At 60.0% G+C, this 20,566-nt stretch carries 16 protein-coding genes and 2 pseudogenes; 4 read left to right on the top strand and 14 right to left on the bottom strand.

Translation table 11 applies throughout. From position 1 onward, the window contains the following. Positions 1 to 190 precede the first annotated feature (190 nt). From Q7V46_RS12760 to Q7V46_RS12740, 5 genes are read right to left on the bottom strand one after another with little or no spacing between them, the layout of a single operon-like run. Entirely contained in the window at positions 191 to 3,037 is a 2,847-nt protein-coding gene (locus Q7V46_RS12760; protein ID WP_304913931.1) for an ATP-binding protein, read from the bottom strand. A 13-nt stretch (positions 3,038 to 3,050) separates the two neighbouring features. Beyond that, entirely contained in the window at positions 3,051 to 5,930 is a 2,880-nt protein-coding gene (locus tag Q7V46_RS12755; protein WP_304913930.1) for a DUF1156 domain-containing protein, read from the bottom strand. Positions 5,931 to 5,943: 13 nt separating this feature from the next. Next, entirely contained in the window at positions 5,944 to 9,471 is a 3,528-nt protein-coding gene (locus tag Q7V46_RS12750) for a helicase-related protein (protein WP_304913929.1), read from the bottom strand. Between the two features lie 32 nt (positions 9,472 to 9,503). Beyond that, positions 9,504 to 9,710: a hypothetical protein gene (locus Q7V46_RS12745; protein WP_304913928.1), complete on the bottom strand. Its 207-nt coding sequence runs from the start codon at positions 9,708 to 9,710 to the stop codon at positions 9,504 to 9,506. A 54-nt stretch (positions 9,711 to 9,764) separates the two neighbouring features. Beyond that, positions 9,765 to 10,658, bottom strand: coding sequence for a WYL domain-containing protein (locus tag Q7V46_RS12740; protein ID WP_304913927.1), 894 nt, complete (start codon positions 10,656 to 10,658; stop codon positions 9,765 to 9,767). 250 nt (positions 10,659 to 10,908) lie between these two features. Between Q7V46_RS12740 and Q7V46_RS12735 the strand changes: the two genes are divergently transcribed. The 3 genes from Q7V46_RS12735 to Q7V46_RS12725 are packed head-to-tail and all read left to right on the top strand — an operon-like array spanning position 10,909 to position 13,237. After that, complete coding sequence (locus Q7V46_RS12735; protein ID WP_304913926.1) at positions 10,909 to 11,697, top strand: TIGR04255 family protein; 789 nt, start codon at positions 10,909 to 10,911, stop codon at positions 11,695 to 11,697. A 19-nt stretch (positions 11,698 to 11,716) separates the two neighbouring features. Beyond that, on the top strand, positions 11,717 to 12,364 hold the full coding sequence (locus tag Q7V46_RS12730) for a hypothetical protein (RefSeq protein ID WP_304913925.1): 648 nt from the start codon (positions 11,717 to 11,719) through the stop codon (positions 12,362 to 12,364). Between the two features lie 15 nt (positions 12,365 to 12,379). Beyond that, entirely contained in the window at positions 12,380 to 13,237 is an 858-nt protein-coding gene (locus Q7V46_RS12725) for a hypothetical protein (protein ID WP_304913924.1), read from the top strand. Between the two features lie 21 nt (positions 13,238 to 13,258). Here the strand turns inward: Q7V46_RS12725 and Q7V46_RS12720 are convergent, their stop codons facing one another. The 8 genes and pseudogenes from Q7V46_RS12720 to Q7V46_RS12695 form a co-directional block, all read right to left on the bottom strand. Then, positions 13,259 to 13,723 carry a hypothetical protein gene (locus tag Q7V46_RS12720; RefSeq protein WP_304913923.1) on the bottom strand — a complete coding sequence of 155 codons (465 nt, stop codon included), beginning with the start codon at positions 13,721 to 13,723 and terminating at the stop codon, positions 13,259 to 13,261. Positions 13,724 to 13,870: 147 nt separating this feature from the next. Then, positions 13,871 to 14,284, bottom strand: a pseudogene (locus tag Q7V46_RS20020) (TniQ family protein); the annotation flags it as partial. A 68-nt stretch (positions 14,285 to 14,352) separates the two neighbouring features. Next, positions 14,353 to 14,790, bottom strand: coding sequence for a hypothetical protein (locus Q7V46_RS12715; protein ID WP_304913922.1), 438 nt, complete (start codon positions 14,788 to 14,790; stop codon positions 14,353 to 14,355). A 123-nt stretch (positions 14,791 to 14,913) separates the two neighbouring features. After that, positions 14,914 to 15,330: pseudogene (locus Q7V46_RS20015) on the bottom strand (TniQ family protein); the annotation flags it as partial. After that, entirely contained in the window at positions 15,327 to 16,169 is an 843-nt protein-coding gene (locus tag Q7V46_RS12710) for a TniB family NTP-binding protein (protein WP_304913921.1), read from the bottom strand. The gene Q7V46_RS12710 and the pseudogene Q7V46_RS20015, both read right to left, overlap by 4 nt. A 68-nt stretch (positions 16,170 to 16,237) precedes the next feature. After that, positions 16,238 to 18,235, bottom strand: coding sequence for a Mu transposase C-terminal domain-containing protein (locus tag Q7V46_RS12705; protein WP_304913920.1), 1,998 nt, complete (start codon positions 18,233 to 18,235; stop codon positions 16,238 to 16,240). Continuing rightward, positions 18,201 to 18,857 (bottom strand): TnsA endonuclease N-terminal domain-containing protein, encoded by a 657-nt coding sequence (locus Q7V46_RS12700; RefSeq protein ID WP_304913919.1) that lies wholly within the window; start codon positions 18,855 to 18,857, stop codon positions 18,201 to 18,203. The genes Q7V46_RS12705 and Q7V46_RS12700 overlap by 35 nt, the downstream gene beginning before the upstream one ends. A gap of 172 nt (positions 18,858 to 19,029) precedes the next feature. Continuing rightward, positions 19,030 to 19,260 (bottom strand): DNA-binding protein, encoded by a 231-nt coding sequence (locus Q7V46_RS12695; RefSeq protein ID WP_304913918.1) that lies wholly within the window; start codon positions 19,258 to 19,260, stop codon positions 19,030 to 19,032. A gap of 245 nt (positions 19,261 to 19,505) precedes the next feature. On the opposite strand from Q7V46_RS12695, the gene Q7V46_RS12690 reads away from it, so the two are divergent. Then, complete coding sequence (locus Q7V46_RS12690) at positions 19,506 to 19,958, top strand: helix-turn-helix domain-containing protein (RefSeq protein WP_304913917.1); 453 nt, start codon at positions 19,506 to 19,508, stop codon at positions 19,956 to 19,958. A gap of 17 nt (positions 19,959 to 19,975) precedes the next feature. On the opposite strand, the gene Q7V46_RS12685 is transcribed toward Q7V46_RS12690, so the two are convergent. Further along, positions 19,976 to 20,476 (bottom strand): uracil-DNA glycosylase family protein, encoded by a 501-nt coding sequence (locus tag Q7V46_RS12685; protein WP_304913916.1) that lies wholly within the window; start codon positions 20,474 to 20,476, stop codon positions 19,976 to 19,978. Positions 20,477 to 20,566: the final 90 nt, after the last annotated feature.

The raw sequence follows: 20,566 nt of genomic DNA, 5'->3' as shown, positions 1-20,566 counted from the left end.
ACAAGATCGGGCTCTACGCTGCCACCACCTGACCACGTCGTGTCGAAGCGCTCGAACTTCGCGCTGCTCTGCCAGTGTGAACCGCTCCAGTTCGACCCCTTGTCGAGTACGTCGGCCGTTTCGGACGCGCCGCACTGCGGGCACGTGAGGCGGTGGGTGGTCTTGTCGATGATGCCCACAGCAGATCTCCTTACTCGCCTGACTCAAACTCAGCGTTCTTGAACTTCAGCACATTGCAGTTCTCCTTCACTGCGCGCTGCAGCCCGTCGTCGAAGCCGGTGGCCGATTCGGCCTGGATCTCGATGGCGATCTTGACCTTCACGCCGGTGCGCATGGTGAACTGCTGGACGACCTCGTCGACCAGGTCGGCGAACTGCTTCTTCGCCAGGATCGGGTCGAGTTCGATGCTGCCGTAGAACTGCTTCTTCAAGGCCTGGCCGGCGGCGCCCGTGCCTGACGGGTATCCGCCCTTGCCCGAGTCTTCGACTCGAGGTGTGTCGCCGCTACCGCCGGTGGTCGCGGTGGTGGATGCGCCGCCGGTGTCAGCGGCCTTGGCGCGCGAGGCTTCCTCTGCCGCACGCAGCGCCTCCATGTAGGCCGCCGCCGCGAACGGCTCAATCAGGAGCAGCGACGAGTCCATGATCAGCGACGTGCGCTTGCCGTAGCTGAACCCGACGTAGCGACCATCGTCCTTACCCTGCGCGAAGCCGAAGAAGTCGCGGCTGTCGGCGCCCGCGGCCATAGTCAGCTGGAAAACGGTGTCGTCCTTCAGGCGGGGCAGGTAAAGCTGCTGGCAGCTCTGCTGCCAGACGTTCAAGGCGCTGGTCTCCTTGGCGTCATCCTTCCAGAACCAGTCCTTCAGCACCTTGGCCAGGTGGATCGGCGCCCACTCGTTGATGAGCAGCTCGTTTTCCTTCAGCACGCGCTCGACCTCTTGCGCCCAGTTCTGCGCGCTCGGGTTGGCCTGGAAGTGCTCCCACCGCAGTTCGGACAGGCCCTTGCCAGGCCGGGCTTCCTGCATCGGCGCCACGATCCACTTATAGGTCTCGCGGATCATGCGGCGTACGGTGTCCTCGGCCTGCTCCATGCTGGCGCTTGCCTGCTTAGCCATCAGGTTGTCCAGGACGATGCGGTTGTCCTTGTAGTCGGCAACGATGCTTCGCCACGCCAGGTACGAACGGACGTGGTCCTTCAGACGGCTGACGCTGTCGTAGTCGGCCGCCAGGAAGATCAAGCGGTTCTGCTTGAAGCGGGGTTGGTCGCCTCGCTTCTTCAGGATCTCGGCGGCGCGGTCGATGGCCAGGCTCTGGCCGCTCTTGCTGAATGCGGCATCGGGGGGCAGCACCACCAGGCGCAGCGCCCAGTCGTCGGGCACGTCGCCACTGTCCGTGAAGACATGGATGCCGCCGAACACGCCGCTGGCAAAGCCTCGCTGCACCCGCTCGCGGACTGTGGGGAACACATCCTCCTTGTCCTGGAATCGGCGCTTGCGCTCTTCCATCTCGCGCCGCAGGTTCGGCCGCGTGTCGAGCCAGAAGCGGTTGTTGGCGTGGTTGAGGTAGTGCAGTCGGTCGCCGAGCCGGCGCAGTGCGTCCTTGAACAGGCCGATCTGCTGGCCGGGCTGAACGATGCCGAGCATGACGCGCTCCAGCTCCAGACCCCGCACCAGCTGGTTCGTGGTGCTGGGCGCGCTGCCCAGGAACACCGACCGCGCAGCCCGGCGGCAGGCCTGAACGCTGCCGAAGCGGGTGTCCTTGTTCTCGATCTCGGTGGTTTCGGCGCGCTCGCCGTCCACGTCGCGTTCGAGCACGGGGTCCCAACCTTGCGGTAGGTAGTAGATGACCTCGTTGCGCACATCGGCGTCGTACAGCGGCAGGCTACCCGGCATGATCAGCGGGTCGTTGTTGCCGTCCTTCCACAGGCGGTGGATCACCTTGGCCATCATCTTCAGCACGCCGCGCGTGCGCTGGAAGTTGTCCAGCGTGGACCAGTCTTCGTAGAGCCGGTCGAACACCTCAGGGTGGATGGGGTAGGCGTGGACCAGGCGTTCGAAGTAGCGGCTTTCCTGCGTCTCCTGCGGGAAGTCATCGCGGTTGGCGGTGTAGAAGTCCGCGAAGGCGCGGCACACCGACTCCATCGCCAGCTTGTCGTTGATTGACGCGAACAAGCGCCGCCGCACGATCTCGAAGGCTTCCTCGGTCGCCACCGGCTTCCAAAGCGCCTGCACTCGGCCGAAGTAGTGGGCCAGAGCCTCCAGCGCCTTCACGCCGCGCTGGCTGCCGGCTTCCTTGTCCGATTCGGGCAACGACGCCAGCAGCACAGCCGTCGGCACGGCCTTCAAAGCCTCTGTCAGTGCCTGCACGAACGACAGGTTGGAGTCGAAAGTGCCCCCAGTAAGGGCCTTGCCTTCTTCGAACTGGCGGACATACGCCACCAGCTCGTCGATGAGGATGACGCACGGCGCACAACGCGCCAGCAGAGTCTCCAACACCGCTTTGCCCGGCGAGGTGCCCGACGTGTCAGCATCAGCCACCAGGGCGTAGCCTTCTGCGCCGCCCAGCTGCCACGCCAGGTCACCCCACAGCGTACGTACCACCTGCCCATCGCGCTTGATGGGCTGATTGGGGGACGACTTGATGCCGTCCAGCACTGCGACGCGAGCGCGGGGCAGTTCCGTGATCTGCGCTGAGTCCAGGATGGCGGCCACGCCTTGCAGGTCGCTGGCTGGCACCTCGCCCTTGGCCATGTGATAGACCGCGAGCATCGTGTGCGTCTTGCCGCCGCCGAAGGCTGTCTGCAGCTGAATGACAGGGTCGCCGCCCTTGCCCGAAAGGCGCTTCACCACTGAGTCGAGCAGCAGGCGCATGCCCTCGGTGATGAAGGTGCGTTGGAAGAACAGAACCGGGTTCTGATACTCGCCCGTTGCCGTGCCCGCGTGCACACGCGACAGGTCGGCCGCGAACTCGGCCTGCTGGAACGTGCCCTTGAGCACATCCTCGTGCGGTACGGCGACTTCGCGCCAGGGTTTCAGAGCCATGGTGGTTCCCCGATCAGATGTCAAGTTGAGCCTGCGAGCCGATCACGCCAGCTTCGCCAGCGGCTTGTTCGATGCCGCTCCAGGCAGTGACGAGTTCGTTATAGGCGCGAGCGTCTTCTGACCATCCCTTGCGCTCGCAGAGCGTGTACAAGCGATAAGCCAAAGCACGCATCGAGTCCGCATAGGTCGGCATCCGAGCCAAAAGCGCGCCGGCGGACGCCTCGCCGTCTACGTTCAAGCTACGGATAAGCTGATGAAGAGACTCCCACACTGGTGTCCGTACATCAGCTTCAGGTGCCCAGTCCTTGGGAAGCTCCGACCAGCGAAGCAACCGCAGCCTGCCGCCACCGCTCTCAACGACGCCGGAATCTTGCAGGCCTCCGACGCTGGTGCCCTTGGCTCGGGCAAGGACGTCGGCATCGCCGAACTTTCCTTGAGCCCAACCCTGACCCTCGAACCAGTGCAAACAGAACTGTGTGTCGTGATCGAAATCGTCCTCAGCCAGGAACCGGTTGATCAGCTGCAGCGCGGTACGCACTGTCATTGGCTTGCCATCAGCCTCAAGTACTGCCTTGTACTGGCTGAAAATTGCCATGCCCGGGCCAATGATGGCTTGGCTCAAGTCAACAGGATCCACTGGACTGTTGACGCCGCCATGTGTCATATCGAGCAAGGCCTCAGGCAAAACAGAATTGAGTTCCCGTATGAATTCCCGCCGACTTACTGTTGGTGCATCGGCATCGCGTTTTCGACAAACCAAGACGATGCTTGAGGCAAGTGCGTTTGAATCCATGCCTCGCATACGCGTCGATTGCTCCGACCGCATTGGCCACGTACCAGAGATCGCGAATCCCGCTTTCAACACAGCCTCTAGGAACGTCTCCCAACCCGTCGATGCTGTACTGTCGTCTTTCGTTTCAGATTGCTTAAAGGCGTAATAGATCGTGACCGGGAACGCGGGGTGAGCGTGAATTGCCAGCTGATGAATAGCCCGAGTCATCCCCTGCAAGAAGAATCCCTCTGCCGCGTCCTTGTTCGCATGACGGAATGAATCCGCGACTAATTCCTCTGACTTTGGAACGGCCAATGTAGCGAACAAACCGGGAAATATCGGTTTGAGAGAAAGACGCAGCCAAACATAGAAGAAGTCAGCAAGATCCGCATATGGGACGTTGTCGTAATATGGCGGATCGGTTGAAACTACTTTGTTTTCCGAGATGCTTTGATTGGCGGCGTCAAATTGAGAGGCATGGCCTGGAACTGAACCCGTTAGGGTTTCAACGCAACTCGCCTGCCATCCAGAAACGCTAGGCCAACCTCCCACAACCTCCTCGAGAATGTTCGCCTCTCCGAAATCCCAGACCATTGGCACGGCTTGCCGGCCAAATAGGTTCATGATCTTCTGATTGCTTGGGTTCCAGCGGCAAAGCGCGTTGTTGAAGTCTGCAAGGCGGCTAATGCCGAAGCCGAGAAGCAGGCAAAGTGCTTCTGCATAAGCTGTAGCGCCAGCACCCCCGTCCTCAAACGATTGACTATCGTCACGCATTCCAGCGGAAATCGCATCCGCCTTGATGGTTGGCGCGACCTCGATAATCAAATCAGAAAATGTCGACAGTGCAGTGAGCTGACGAGTGGTGAAAAGATCACCGAATCGAGATATTCCGTAGACCCACGGCGTCATGTGCCGTGAATTCTTCGCGAACTCGATATCAGGCTTCCAGGACGGCTGGGCCGTTCGCGCAATGTCCTCGTGCTCTGGTGTGGGTGATAAGTAGACCCTTTCTCTATCACCCTCTGCCACGATGGCAAGCAGCTTCGTGCCGATGCGTCCGGCCTGACCTTCGTTCTTGATGTACTTTCCATCAATTGGCGCGTTCGAAAGCAGGCACCGAAAGGTTCCCCGCCCGCCGGCCTTGGTCCCCTCATCTGCCTTCGAGGGCATGTCACCGGTGCGAACTACAAATTTGTAGTCCTCACCCTCGATGATAGGTTCGACCCACGTCTTCTTGCCTTCCTTTGTTGACAACACGAAAGACGACACGAGTGGCACGTCGATATGTGAGAAGGCAGGGTTAGGACTCTTGACTGTCCGGGCCCATATCCAGGTTATTACCTTCAGATTTCGATCCACATATCTCTGAAGATCAGGGCGACTGCGGATTGCCTCACCTGAGATCTTGATATCTGGATATAGATGGCCCAGTCGCTTAACTGCTTCAGAACCGACCCACGTGCTATAGCGGCGCAAGTCCTCTGCAAGACCGCGGCTACCACTCCAATCCTCGTGAAGCTTTTTCTGACGCTGGTTCGGACGCAGCGGACCTACAGGCTTCCGTCCCCGAAATCGGGGTGGGATCTCAATCATCGCCTTATTTATAAGTACCGGCACAGGATTGAGATCTGAAGCAAAGCTTTCGAGGCCGAGGCGCTGAGCTTCTAGTGGTAGAGCGCCCCCTCCGGCGAATGGATCATGAAATGCGGGCAGCACCTCAGAATTGAACAACTCAGCGGCACGAGGATGGTTCCGATTTAGTTGACAAGTCTCACGCCAAGACTTCCATACCTCTTCACGGGCCTCTCGAAGAACCTCTTCGTTGTCCGTATTTCCCCATTGCGTGAGCTTTTCAATTAGCTTGAATAGTTTGTCCCGATCAATTGCCGCCTGCTCTTTGTTAACACCTCGACCAAGGTGGCGCTCATAGCCAGGATCGTTAACCATCTGCGCGAAGATAATGGCCCGCGCGGCGGTAAGCGGCCGCCGAGCCCACCATTGATGCAGGCCTCTGGGGTGCGCTCCGATCCCAGGTAGCTTCTCGTAAGCTGCGGCCTCGTTGATCACATCGAGCGGCAGCGCGACCTCGATGAGTTTCTTGGGTGCCTTGATGGTCGCCATGTGTTGTTTTCCTTTATGCAGGCTGCTGCGCCCGGGCGAGCAACTGATCGAGATCGAGGTTGATGCTGGTCACCGCCCAGTCGGGCTCCTGGGTGAAGGGCTGCCGCACATAGAGCGGCCCTTCATGCTGTTCGCCGTCAACTATCACGACGGCCAGGATGAACTTGTCGGTCTGGTTGAGCCCGTAGAGGATCTCGTTGCGCGTGACGGTGATCGTGGTCTGGCCCTTGGCACGGCCCTTGACCTCGATGTGGCGCGAGGGCGGCAGCTTGCCGTCCAGCGCCTTGGGCAGGCTGGTGACGTCCCAGCCGCACTTCTCGGCGGACACGTCGATCACGTCGTGCCCCAGCGCCCGTTCGGCGTTCATCACGGCCCGCATGGCGATCTGCTCGACGCGGGCCCGCGCGGCGGCGTCGGCCGACCAGCCGGGCTGGCCCTTGCGTTGCAGCAGCAGGCCCGCGGGGATGACCAACGAGCCGCCCAGGATCACCGGCGTCGCGGAGATGACGTGGCGCATGGCCAGCAGCTCTTTCTCGCGCGACTCGCGGCGGGCAGTGAGGTCGTCGATGGTGCGGCGGACGTTCTCTAGTGTCAGGCGCACGTCCTTGCCTGCGGCGATGTCGTCCTGCAGTTTGATGTAGCGGTCGGACCAGAAGCTGATTTCCTTGACCAGGCGCTCGTGCACGGCGGCCAGCGTCTTGTCCACGGTCTTCTCGCGGCGGGCACGGACCTCGTCGAAGTGCTCGGGCACGAGGTGGGTGGACGCATGAGCCAGTGCCGTCTGCTCCAGATCCTTGGCGATCCAGGGCGCGGCCAGCACATCCTCGATCAGCGCCATGTCGGTCGGAGCCAGTGGTTCTAGGTCCAAGTGAGGGGCCCAGCCGGCGTTGATTGCGTTGCCCTTGGGGTCGATCTCGACAAACTGCATGCGGCGTGACACCACGTGCGTCGGGTCGGCGCCTTCCTTGACCGAGTGGTCGATGATGAACATCACCTTCGGGGTCAGGCCCATGTCGGCCGGGTCCACCAGCACGGCGCCTTGCTTGAGCTTGTTGCGGTGGGCTTCGAGCATCAGGTCGGTCACCGACTGCATCAGCGGATGGGCGGGGTGAAGCAGGCTGGCCATCGGCGCGCCCACGCGGTCCAGCACGCGGACGTATTGCTTCTCGAAGCAGACGCGCTCGTAGCGGCGCAGCACGGGGTCAGCATTGCGTCGGTCGCGCCCGGTGATCTGGCGGTCACGCTCGCGGATGATGGCCGGGACGTTGGTGATCTCATAGCGGCCCGGTTCACGCGGGCGAAGCTCGCCCCCCAGCTGCTGGAAGGCCTGGGTGAAGAACGAGCGAATGAAGAAAGGCTGCAGCTTGCGTGCCTCGGCCTTCTCCATCTCCTCCTTGACGGCGAAGAGGCGCTTCTCGTCCATCACCTCTTCGCACAAGGCGTTGCGCTTGATGATGTCTTCGAGGTGGCGGGTGTCCAGCGCGCCTTCGACCTTGCGCAGCAGGCGGGCGCGGACTTCGGGGTCGGCACCGTAGCGGATGGCTTCGATCAGCAGGTCTTTGAGGCTGCGATCTTCGAACACCTCGCCGAGGACGTCGAAGACACGGCCGCCCAGCGCCTCACGCTGGATCTCCAGCTTTTCGAATAGCCGCTGGAAGACGTCGCCCTCGCGCGTCTCGGATGCGACCATGTTCCACAGGTGGCAGATCTCGGTCTGGCCGATGCGGTGGATGCGGCCGAAGCGCTGTTCCAGGCGGTTGGGGTTCCAGGGCAGGTCGTAATTGACCATCAGGTTGGCGTTCTGCAGGTTCACGCCTTCACCCGCTGCGTCGGTGGCGACAAGAATGCGCGCCGTCGGATCGTTGCGGAACAGCTCCTGCACCTTGCGACGCTCTTCCCGCTTCACGCCGCCGTGGATCATGACCACGGCTTCCTCGCTGCCGATCAGACCGCGGATCTTGGTGGCCAGGTAGTTCAGCGTGTCGCGGTGCTCGGTGAAGATGATCAGCTTGCGCTGGCGACCCACGGAGTCGTGCATCTCGGGCGTGTCTTGCAGCAGGCGGGACAGCTCGTCCCACTTGCGGTCTTGGCCGGAGTGCACGACCTTGCGGGCTTGTTCTTCCAGGTCTTCGAGGATGATGATTTCGGCCTCGAGCTCCTGGATGGTCTGGGCGGCCGTGGCCTGGTCGACGACCGCTTCTTCGAAGTTCTCGTAGTCGTCAGGCGATAGGGCATCGGCCGACTCCCAAATGTCATCGGGCACACCGTTGGTACCCGTGCCGACGAGCGTCTCGGCCAGCGACCTGCCGCGCTGGCCCAGCTTCTCTTCCTCGACCCGGCGCTTGAGCTTGTTGCTGCGGCGCTTGAGCGACTGGTAGATGGCTTCAGGGCTGGAGGCCAGCCGCCGCTGCAGCGAAGTCAGGGCGAAGCCAACGGTACCCTTGCGGCCGCCGTCCGCCAGTTGATCCGCCCGGGCGAACTCGGTCTTTACGTAGTCCGTCACGGCGGCGTAGAGCGCGGCTTCGAGATCGGATAGCGCGTAGTTGCAGGTATAGGCCCGACGCTCCGGGAACAACGGTGTGCCGTCGAACTTGAGCAAGTCCTCTTTGACCATGCGGCGCATGAGATCGGAGACGTCCACCTTGTGCGCGCCGTCGCGGAACTTGCCGTAGAAGCGGTCGGCGTCCAGCAGCGACATGAAGAGCTGGAAGTCTTCTTCCTTGCCGTTGTGCGGCGTGGCCGTCATCAGCAGGAAGTGCCGCGTGATCGAGCCCAGCAACTCGCCCAGCTGGAAGCGCTTGGTCTTGGTGATCTTGTTGCCGAAGTAGCTGGCCGACAGCTTGTGCGCTTCGTCGACGACCACCAGATCCCAGTGAGATAGGCGCAGCTTTTCCTGCAGGTCTTCGGCTCGGGAAAGTTGGTCGACGCGGGCGACCATCAGGTCGATGTCGTCGAATGGATTGCCGCTGCGGGACTGCTCGACCTGCTCGCGCGAGAACAGCGAGAACGTCAGGCCGAACTTCTCGAACATTTCGTCCTGCCACTGCTCGACCAGGCTGCCGGGGGCGACGATCAGCACGCGCTTGGCATCGGCGCGCATCAGCAGTTCACGGATGAACAGGCCGGCCATGATGGTCTTGCCGGCGCCGGGGTCGTCTGCCAGCACGTAGCGCAGCGGCTGGCGCGGCAGCATCGACTCGTAGACGGCCGTGATCTGGTGCGGCAGCGGCTCCACGTTCGACGTGTGCACCGCCATCATCGGATCGAAGAGGTGGGCCAGGTTGATCCGGTAGGCCTCGGCCGCGAGCTTGAACTCCTCGCCCGGCGCATCGAAGGCCCAGGGGCGCCCTGACTCAGCCAGCGACAGCTTGGCCTCGTCGGTGCGGAACAGCATCCGCTCCAGCAGCTTGCCGTCTGCGGTCTTGTAGTAGACGGTCAGGGCGTTGTCACCGACCAGTTCGGTGGTGACGATGCGCACCACCTGCCCGGGCTCCAGGCCCGAGATGGCTGCGTTCTTCTGGATCTGTTCAAGCTTCAGCACGGTGCGCCCCTTGTCGTTCCGGTCCCGATGGATCAGGGCTTGCGCCGGTTGTACGGCGACTGGTTGGTGGGCTTGAGGGAGACGCTGTTCTCGCCGGCCTTGGCACGCACGGAGTCCTCGGTCCGGCCCATCTTCAGGCCGATGACGCGCGTGGGCGTGTTCTCCTTCGCGAGCTGCTTGAGCTGCGTGACGTCGGCGGACGTCCATTGCTTGCCGTGGTTGGCAGGGGTCTTAGCCATGGTGGGGCTCCTTTCGGGCGTGGGGGTTGAGGGCGATGAAGACCATGTTCGTCATCACTCGTCGCCGAGGCCGTCGTAGCCCGGCGCCAGGATCAGGTTCGTCACGCCGTACAAGGCCTGGCGATTGCGAAGCCAGAGGTGGAACTCGCCGCCCTTGAGGCTGTGGTCCTCGGTGCAGTCGACGTTCCAGCGGCGCAGCAGGTAGCCCGCCATCGCGGCGCGGGCCCGGACCTTGAGGACACCGTTCTCCATGCCGTACTCGGCTTCGATGGTGTCGGGGTGCTGAACGTTGGCCGGGTGCGGCACCAGTTCGAGCTCCGTGACCCGGTTCCACTGGATGTCCTGTGCAGGCAGCTCGTGCTCGTTGATCGGGCCGGGCAGCATCTTGGCGTCGGCCAGGCGCGCCAAGACGAAGTCGCGGAACTCGCCGCTGCGGCGGTCGAAAGCGCGCACGTGCCAACGTTGGCCGTCGTCGGCGAGCGCGAAGGGCCCGATCTCCCGGGTGGTCAGCCCGCTCGACAGCGCGCGGTACGAGACCTCGACAGCGGCGTTGCGATGGATGGCCCGCGTCAGGACGGAAAGCATCTCCAGGTCGAGCTGGCCCGGCAGGGCGGTGCCTTCTTGCGGGACGACGCCCTTCCAGCGGATCGGCTCGCCGTCGCCGTAACCCTCCGACAGCCAGGTCAGGACGCGCTCGGCGGGGAAGTCGAACAGCGGCCGGAACCAGGAGGCCCGGACGTAGACCTTGCCCTTGGTGTCGTACTCGAGGTTGCGCGGCGCCAGATCCTTGTACTGCGCGATGTCGCGCGTGGCGGCTGCCGCCTGGATGTCGAATCGGGCGACCAGGTCCTGGCGGCGGATCTCGCCAACGAACCGCAGGCGCAGCTCAACGAACGCGAGCCGGTCGCGTTGCGCTTGAGTCATCTCCGGGAGTCGGTCGCTGGACATGTTCGTGTGTCGGTTTCCGTAGCTTTTGCGGAAGCATACGCATATCCAAAACGAACGTCAAGCAATCGCAAAATGCGGTGCACTACGGCTCATAATGATGATGACAAGCGTGCCGAGTAGTCGAGGCAGGGGTGGGTCGGTAGCGCGCGGGCGAGGCCATGAACTTTCTGGTCTTGGCGTCAACCAAGGTGTAAACTGACAACTGAACTGTCAACCAAGAAAAGATCGGAGCCTACCAGTGAGCGAGAGGATGTCGAACGCACCGGTGTACTACGCGCTCGCGCAGGCGCACTTCAATCCTGTCGCCGCGATGTCCAAGTACGTGGATCAGATCCAGGATCGTCTGCGCCGCGAGGGATATCCGTTGTTCGAGCCGCAACAGGTCACGCACCTAGTTGTGCCGGCTCCTGGCCAGGCGCAGCAAGCAGAGCCACAGATTACGCATACGGTCTCCTGGCTCATCACGCGCGGCGACCGTACGGCCGGGTTCATCCTGGCGCCGTCGGCTATCACGTACCACACGACCCACTACGACACGCACAACGAGTTCATCCCGGAGCTGCTGCGCGGCTTGGCGGCCGTGCACGAGGTGGCAACCCTCGATCACGTCAGTCGGTTGGGCCTTCGCTATCTGGATGCCGTGTTGCCTCGCGCCGGTGAGAGCGTGGAGCAGTACCTCGTCGGTGGATTGCACGGCATTGAGTTCAATGCCACGCAGCGGTACAGGCTGACGGAATCGGTCTTTGGGACGGACACCGGCCCACTGGTGCAGACCGGGACGCTCGTGACACGGGTGCATAGGATGACCGCGCCTTTGGGGTTCCCGCCAGACATGCAGCCCAACGGCTTAATGATCAATCCGAAATTCGAGGTGAAGGAGCCTCGGGCGCATGCGGTCATCGATACAGACCACTTTGTCGAAGGCCGCATGCCTATCGATATGGACAACCTGGGTAATCAGGTGCTCTCGCTGCATGCGACCATCAAGTCTGTCTTCGAAGCGACGACGACGGGTCACGCGCGCGACGCGTGGGCCTGAACCAGCCTAAACAGACGCAATGTACACCGCGACCCTACCTACCCCCCGACCGATGCCGTTCGCCGCGCCGATTGGCGCTGCCGCCACCGCAGCCTTTGCGTTGCTTGGTTCGGCCCTTGCGGTCGGTGGCACGGGCAGCGTCTTCGACATCTCTCGCGCAGGGGACTGGCGCAGGATGTTGGAGGCGCGAGTTCCCTTCCACGTCGACGTCGGGATGGCTGATGACAGCCAGGAGCAACGCCCTGATCTTAGATCAGCATCTGACCACCTCGGCACCATCCGCCAGGTGTTGAATCCGGCCATCGCGGATCTGGCCACGGTGTTCGGCGTCTCCAGACAGGCAATCTACAAGTGGATCGGCGGAGAAGCGACGCCCGAGCCCGACAAGTTCGAGCGGATTCGCGCCCTGAGCCATGCAGCCGACGCTTTCCGAGACGCTGGCATCACTCGTGCGTCTTCCATGCTGAAGATGAAGGCATTTGAGGGCCGGTCCTTGATGGACCTCGCTGCTGCCGGTCAGCTCTTGCCGTCGCACATCCAGTCGCTGATCGCCGAAGCCCAGGCGATGGATGCGGCTTACGACCGATCAGGCTTGGCGAAGTCGAAAGCGAAGCCCTCGGAAGATTGGCGTACCGAGCTGTCCATTCCCGGGTCCCCCGAGCGATAGGTCGGGGGGCGATGGATGCTGGCGCGCGATACGGACTGGCGACAGGGTGATCTTCTAACTTACGAGGCCGCTGCTGCATTGGGTTTGGTCGGCGCGACCGACCAAGGACACCGCGCAATCGTCATCACCCATGACTGCGACTTGCCGCATGTAAGCGAGCACTGCGTCGAGGTCATCGTCGCCGAGTTGGTTGTCAAGGACCCCAAGCCTGACCCGCAGCTCTCCTACGCCAAGAACCCGCGACGACTCCACCTCGCCTACGAGGGCGCCGACGCTGCGCCGTTGATTCTTGAGCTCCGGCATGGGGATCGCCGCAGCGTACCGAAAGGTGACTTCGCCGAGCGCGCAGTCAAAGACAACAGCCTCGCGCTGCCGGTTGACGCGAAGCGTGCCCTGAAGCAGTGGCTTGCCGCGCGATACGGCCGACCGGCCTTCCCCAATGCTTTCGAGGAGCGTCTGCGCAAGCTCTCTGGCAAGCGCACCGTCGAGCAGCTGATCGCCAAGATTCTGGAGCCCGACGCGAAGTACCTGGTCGGGCTGTTCTTCGATTTGGGTGAGCAGAGGGGTGCAGAAGCCGTCGAGGGGGAGCCATACGCCCTGTCAATGTCCGTTGTGTACGACGCAACCGAGGGCGGCACCAACGCGAGGCTGTCGGCTGAGCGGGTCGCCGGGCAGCTGCGCGAGCTGTTCGAGAAGACCTACGGCAAGCCCGACGTTGCCACGGAGATCGCGCTCGACGCTTGCGAAGCCGTGGCAGACACGCACCTGACGCTGGCTAATCTGCGCCGCGTGGATCAGTGGCGCCTGGAATACATCAGCTTGCGAGATGACGATCAAGGCGGTTTCTTTCCGGTTGGCGAAATACCATCATAGATTTCATAGTCTTCTTAAAATCTAAAACAACGGCATTTGCGACAACTGCGGGTTGGCCCCCGACCATCTGGCTTTGCTCTTGATCTGAAGTATGTTTCTGAGCAAAGACTGGGCAAGGTTTCGATCGGCTGTTGGCGCTCTGCTGGTCATGCAGTCCGCGAGAAGCTGTACCACCACGCTAGGGCGCCGCACTCGCAAGTGCATCTCGTGCTGTCGCTGGATCTTGTGCGCGAAATGATCCGCGATCCTCAAAATCTTCTGAGCCTTTTTCAAAGATGTTCGAGCTCTGGGTTCATCGGCGTTGCTCGTATCGTCATACCCAGCTGCAGTTGCAAGTGCATAGGTCACACACAATCCCCCATTCAAACTGAGGGGCCAGACAAGTCTCATGAGTGGTGTGACTTCCCTCGGCGCTTCATTGGTTTCGGGCGCCATCCATTCGATCCCACCATGCACCAGGGTGATCCGCTCGATCTGGTGATTCATCCATGCGGAGAATTGAAGCTCAAGTGGACTCGCCGCGGTCCCTTCGCTGAGCGATAGATCACGATGGCAGCTGCATGTGCTGGGTGTTGGGCGGTGCCACGAGATGGGACGGTTGCAGTGGAGGCACAAATCGGTGAGAACCTCACGATGCTCCGAGCAGACAACTGCCAACGAAAGATCCCAGGCCGCCTTGCAGTGGGCCTCAGTTTGCAGACATCGGATGCATACCCTTGGATAGCTGCGATTCAGAAAATAGCTGCGCCCCAGGGAATGTCCAGCATAGACATACCCCTCGCTATTCCGCCCAGTATGGATCCAGCCAAGAGCATGGTCGAGCGAGCTCTGATCGGCACCAAACCAGCGATGCAGCAAAGGGCTGTCCACTGCGTCCAGCGTAGCGAACCGGCTTTTTCCGAGCCAGATTTTCAGCTGAGGAAGCCCGTTGAGGTGGTTCTCAGCTGACAAGCGTAGCGCGTACCCTTGGCCAGATTCTCCTGGCCGCACGGTGTCTTGGACTGGGAAGACGTATTCCTGCGGTCCCGCGAAATGCGCTGAACCCATCACCGGTTGACCAGGTACTGAATGGGGTGGCGCCACGCCAGCTCCCCAACCCGTGCCACCTAACGTCATCACCGCTCTCCACATCCGTTATGGCGGTCTTCCGCTTGCAAGTCCTCCGCACGCATAGCCTTTTTTTCCTTGCGGATGAGAAGCAGCGCCTGCGCCAATCTCGCACGATCTGTAGGTCGCAAGCCGTCAGTCCATCGCGCTTGCTTGTCCGTGCCATTGCCTCCTACTTCGCATTTGCTCAACCACTTGCTGTCGGGCAGTAGTTCTCTGGTGAACGTTGGCAACCGGTTGATGCGGAGATCAATCCAGACAGGTTTTCGGCGTTCTTTGTCCTTTTCGATCTCAGGAAACTCGAACTTCATTTGGTCATCGTCATGCCAGTACGCATGCCGCATGCGATCTACAAGTTGTTTGACCACAATGGCCAGCGCTGCGTCTTCGCGAGCTTCCCTTTCCGCCTTTGTCTCGACCTCATCTTCCTCGTCAACGAGCGGCATGCCGCAGGTACCACAATCTGACAATCGCGCGTTGCCCATGCTCGCACCGCTTGAGACGAGCAGCGCTCGGTGTACCGTTAAAGGGTGGTTGCACCATCGGCAGAATTCCTTGAGCCTATGGCCGTGTACTCGGCAGTGGGTCACACCCAGCAGGCGCCACTCCCACCGCAGGTAAGGGATTTCGTCGTAGGAAAAGCAGGCACTACACCATCGGTACTTCGGTCTGTAGGCGGAATACATGAGATGTCGTAGGTTGGCAGGCCTGGCTCGGATGGTGTTCATGGCGAACCGACCCTCCCCGCAGGCATGCTCTGCCTGGGAGGAGATGCGTAGCAGCCGGGACCATTGATCGTTGGGAACATGTGCATCCCAATCGCTTCTGACCGGCCTGATGCCTGTTATCTCGCTCAGCTGCGGCAATGAGTACTGATGCTCCCCGCTGACCCTCTGAACCCAGGATGCAGGACTTTCGTCCATGTAAGGCTTGGGAGCGACCCACAGGCGTGGCTCAATAGGTACGGACTGTGTGTAGGTGCTCATGATGACTGCCGCGCTCCAACAGGTTGAACAAACGGGTTCACCCTGTCGGGTGTCGTTCCATTGGCCTCCTGGAATGCCTCGATGAAGTCGTCCCGTGAGACCAAGGTAGCTCCGCGCTCTGCTGCTTGCATGCAGGCGTACATCAGTAGCTTCTTCAGCGAGCGTAGGTTCCCCTTGGTTGCTGTGTGAATCGGTTTGGCTAGTGCCCCGTTGATGATGTGAAGACTGACCTCCGTCACCTGTTGATCAAAACCCCCGAGCAGCTGACGCCATGCGTCTCCAAATTCGAACGGTTTGAGCACAAACGAGGCGCTGGCCCTGCTCACGAATTGGGGGTTGATGGTGTTCAGCCGGTCCAGCGCCAGCGTGCCCGCGCCAATGATCGGAAAGCTGAACCGATCCATGCGAACCTTGAGCCAATCCGTCACAGCGCGCGCTGTGATGTCTCGGTTGCCCTCACAAATGTGTTGCATCTCATCGAGCAGCAAGGCCAGCGGTCGTATGCGCTCCATTCCCCGGTCCACCATGAAATTCATGTTTTCCAGGTTCGGGCGACTCGGAAGTGCAGGGTAGCCCAGCACCAACGTGGCCGCAGCTGAGAGCTTGTGCGTATCGACCGCACTGTCCAGCCTGATCTCCAGCACCGAATCAGCTCGCGACATGCCAGCCGTTCGAGCCAGGTGAGATTTGATCATCTGCAGCAACAGGCTCTTGCCCATGCCGGCTTCCGCCTGAATGAGGATCCCACTGGGTACTTTCATATGCCGCATGTCGTCGATCAGCCTGATACAGCTTTCGAGCACACGTCTGAATTCCGTGTGTTCGACAACGACCTTCAAGACTTGATTTCCAGCGCGTAAGGCCGCTGGTGAGCGCAGCGGCGGTGCTTCGTTTTCGATGACGTTGTTCATTCTTCGTAGTCCGAAAGGTTGTAGGCTTTAAACGGCATCACCTTGGGTAACGCCTCCACCATGGCAAAGCTTGGCTCTGGCACTGGCTGTGGCACAAATATTTGCGGGGTACTGGGCTTGAAGAGGTTTGCTGAGGTCAGTCCCTGTGCCCGAATGAGGTCGGAGTCTTTGCGGACCTTCAGTCCTCGATTGATCGCTTCGTGCCACCGGTCGTCGAGCTCGCGCTTGGCGATATAGAGGACTTCTTCGGCGTTGTTGCGAGTGAGGCGTTTACCGGCTTCGCTGCGGATCAGTTCGTGCTGGAGCAAGGACAAGCCATTGCCGTAGTCAAAGCACGGGCGCTGCAGGGGAACTTGAATCCACTTATCTGCTTTGGGCAGATTCACATGCATGCAACCCAGGTTGTCAGGGTCGAACCGAATCTCGGTTCTGAACTTGATTCCGTACTGCCTACGGTAGTCCTGAAGCTCCAGGGAGTTGTAGCGCATGTACTTGAAAAAGACCCCGTCTCCCCCAACCGTTCGCTCATCTGCGATGCCGGCAGCAAGCTCGAGCTGGGATAGGTCTGTGGGCAGCATCGCGGGCGGAGCCGACTGCCGTCCTTCTTCCCAAAGGTCTCCCGGGCGAACCAGTGTTTTGGGATGGATGTGATAGGGGTGTACTTTGGCCGCCCAGATCAACAGACAGATGCACAGATCGTCAAACAGGATGGCTGCTGATTTCGCAGGACTCAGCACCACAGCGTTTTTCACCGGCGCAAACACCTTGCCGACGTTCGGCAGAATCCGGTTGAACTCCATCATCACCCGCTCGATCGATGCCTTCAGCCAAGGCTGGCGAACGGGGTTGTAGATGATGTCGGCGCGAAGGTGCCAGCCGATGCGGCGGAACACGCGGGCGTGGAATTCCAACCCGTTGTCGACCACGAAGGTCTCTGGCACGCCCATCGCGCTCCAATGGACATCGATCTCTGGAATTTCTGCGACCAGATCGTTCTTCGGGAGAATGGAGCATCGGATGGCCTTCGAGACCGTCCCGCTTGAGGGGCCATAAAAGGATATGTAGACCCCGAGCGCATACCCCGAGAGCCTGTCCATGATCACGGTGATCCAAGGCCGGCCCAGGGGCACACCAGTGCGGGGGTCAAGCACCCAGATGTCCAGCAGCGTGTGGTCGATCTCGACGCGTTCGAGGATTCGCGTGCTCTGGTCCCCCTTCATGCTGTAGCGAAATTTCTGTTTCGCAAGCTCTGGACCTAAGCGCTTCGTATATCGGACGTATTCCGGAATGTCATGAACACGTCGGCTCACAGTCTTTTCTCCCGGTGCTGGGAGCTCAAGACCGTCCCGCCGGTTGATCAACCGGATCTCCTCGCATACCTTTTCGTGGGTGGCCTTGATCGACTTTCCACGCAGTTGCAGGTAGTGCTTGACGATCATCTGCTCAACGATTACTTCCACCAGGTGGTGGATTCGCTTTGGCTTTTGGGCGATCGCTCGCATGTCGCAAAGTACGAATGCATTGCTTCCGGATAGCTGATATCGCTTGATCCAGTTCAACAGCGTCCATGGCGATGGGACCTTGAAGTTGCTGTACAACTTGCACTCCTTGTCATCCAGGCCATTGCTCTTGTTCTCAACCCGAGAGATCACTTCTTTCAACTGGCTGGCGCTACCTGGGGAGGCGCCGTCACGCATCGCCGCCCTGATGTAATCCATCCTGAAAGCTATCAGTGCCTCCTGTTGGGGGCTCAGCACACTGGGCAACTTCAGGACAAGAGGTTCATCAAGCGGTGGTCGCGATGGTGAGTGGATCTCCTGGACCACGGTGATATCTCTGCTGAGGATCTCCCTATAGATTTTGGAAACTTGAAAGGTGTTGACCTCGAAGGTATCCAGGTACTTGAACTGGACCTTTCCTTCACCCAGATCCCTTTCGAACTCCAGCGTCCTCAGGCCCTTACGCAAGACCAAGCCACGTGCAAAAGAAATCATGAGATTCCTCCTTGGTAAGGTTGAGGGAGACGGTTTCCGCGTCCGAAATGCTCAGTCCGGCTGGTATCCGCAGCACATGCGTCGCGACCAGGTTCCAGATCACTTCTTCGGGGATACCCTGTGCGATCAGGTCTTTGACGGTGGCTGAACCAGAAAACCGCTCTTCAAGGATTTGTTTGCACTTGATGCGCTCTGCTTCGCCGATCAGAAGCCTGCCGTACCGCATCAGAAGCATTGCTCTCGCGCCAAGCCCATCTGCATCGATGTGCTTGTCGGTGACGATCAGGAAGCTGTAGCCGAAGCCTGCAAGGCTGGTTCTGGCCGCATCAAGGCGGGCCCGATGCTTCTTGAGGAACACATCCGGCTTGACCTCGATCACGACTTGTTCGCCCGAGGCAAAGGTCACCAAGAAATCGGGTGTGTATCTGTGTGTTTGGTCAGGCCCCAGCCAGACCACAAGGGGTTGGTGGATGATGTCAACGACCAGGGGGCAGCTGAGGGCCACCATGATGAATCGCCTCTCTAGATGCGATTCGTGTTCGACTTCGTGATCCAGAAGCCAGGCGGCGTTTACAACACCCACTTCGCGCTTGGGCGAGCGGGTGACGACTTTTCGTGTCATGTTTCTCTCCAGAAAAGGGTGGGCCGAGCTACTTAAAAAAGCAGCAAGGCGCGACTTGACGTCGCCACCGACCGGAGAGATACTTTGCCTAAGGGACCAAACCTAGGTGTCGTCTCAACGGTACCGGCAGCGCCAGTCACTCGAAAGGGTGGGTGGCGTTTGTCTTTTTGGGCTAGATGTTCTCCTCCTTCAAATGTGATGAGGTGCTGGGTGTTTCAGGCTTGAGCCCCAGCTTTATGGCGATCCTGTGTGACTCGCCGCGCGTGCACTTCGAACGGCCGCTCAATACGGCGTACACCAAGTCCTGTCGAAACTGGTGCATTCGCGCCCAGTCGGCGATGCTCATCCCCCTGAGAAAAAACTCATCTCGTTTCCGCTGGAGCGTGTTGGGATGGATTTGCACATGCAAATCTTACTTAATTTGTTCAAACATGCAATTTTTATTTAGCATTTTTGCCAACAGGCAGAAAACTGCTTGTATCAGCTAATTTGGGCACTTTCGTGCTCAAAACCGACTTCAGAAGAGCGACATGTCCGTAATTCAGCTCGCAAAGCAGTCTTGATGCGAACTGGAATCAAGATGTTCGGATGTTATTGTCCTTGAAAGTGCGGTATATTTAGCTTAATTAACTTTGCAGTAGGGTATCCATGCGAAATGAAATTGAGCTCGCATCGTGCGTTGACAGGGCGTCCGCTTCCAAGGCAGCTGGCACTGAGTGCACGGTCAGCAGTCGACTGCAAGAGGAGCGTGTTCGCATGGGCTTCACACAAACCGAGCTCGCGGAGAAGCTTGGAATTTCAAGGACAAGCGCAACGCTCTATGAGGCGGGGAAGCATCTTCCGCGCGCAGAGGTCTTGATTGCGCTGGATGGTTTGGGCGCCGATGTTCTGTACATACTGACCGGCAAAAGAGCAGCGAATCCGGAGGTCAATGTGGACCTCCTCGCGTTCTCATTCAGCGAGGCAAAGCGACAAAGCTCGCTAACGGGCGAGTCGCCAAGTGATCGAGTTGTGGTGGACAGGGCTTGGGCGATTTATGGCGCTCTCCAGGAGTGCGCTGGCTCTACCAGCTTTCAACTGCCGCAGCCCAGTCGTTCTTGATGCTGTTCAGTACCCGTTCAGGCGTGAGTGCGCTGCAAGCGCGCCTTCAGCAAGTGGTCGAACTGGGACGACCAGGCTCTGTTCAATCCTGAGGGGTGCGGCACCGGGTGCAGAATGAAGCTCCTCTCCACTCCATTGATGCTGAGCACGACTTGGAGCTGAGAGGTGAACTTGTCAGCCCGCTTCTGAAATAGTGCGATGGATCGACGGTTTTCAGGCGAGCTCATACCGAACCATTCGAGTGCCTGGACACCAAAGGTGATCACGTCATTCCCCTGCCAGTTCGCGAGAAGGTCCAGAAGGAAGGGGTAGCACTTTCGGACAACTCCCATTGGCCATTTTTTGTTGCCTATTGGCTTGAATGGAACTGTGTTCATCCAGAAGATGTGTTCGTACTCAAGTCCAATGTCAGTCATGACTGATTTGATTCTCTTTCCCGAGCTACCCACAAAGAGCTTTTGTTCTTTTGACCTGCCCCCCGCCAGCCGTACCAGTCTGAAGTTAGTGAAGTCCGTCAACCACCAGGAGAATGACGGATACGAAGAAGAGCAGATTCACGGAGGATGGCATGGACGCCTCCTGAGTCTTTTTCGATCACGATGGAGGTT

The sequence above is a fragment of the Hydrogenophaga sp. genome (assembly GCF_030651625.1).
Taxonomy (GTDB): domain Bacteria; phylum Pseudomonadota; class Gammaproteobacteria; order Burkholderiales; family Burkholderiaceae_C; genus Hydrogenophaga.
Note: the sequence above shows the minus strand (reverse complement) of the source record. Positions and strands in the feature narration are given on the sequence as shown.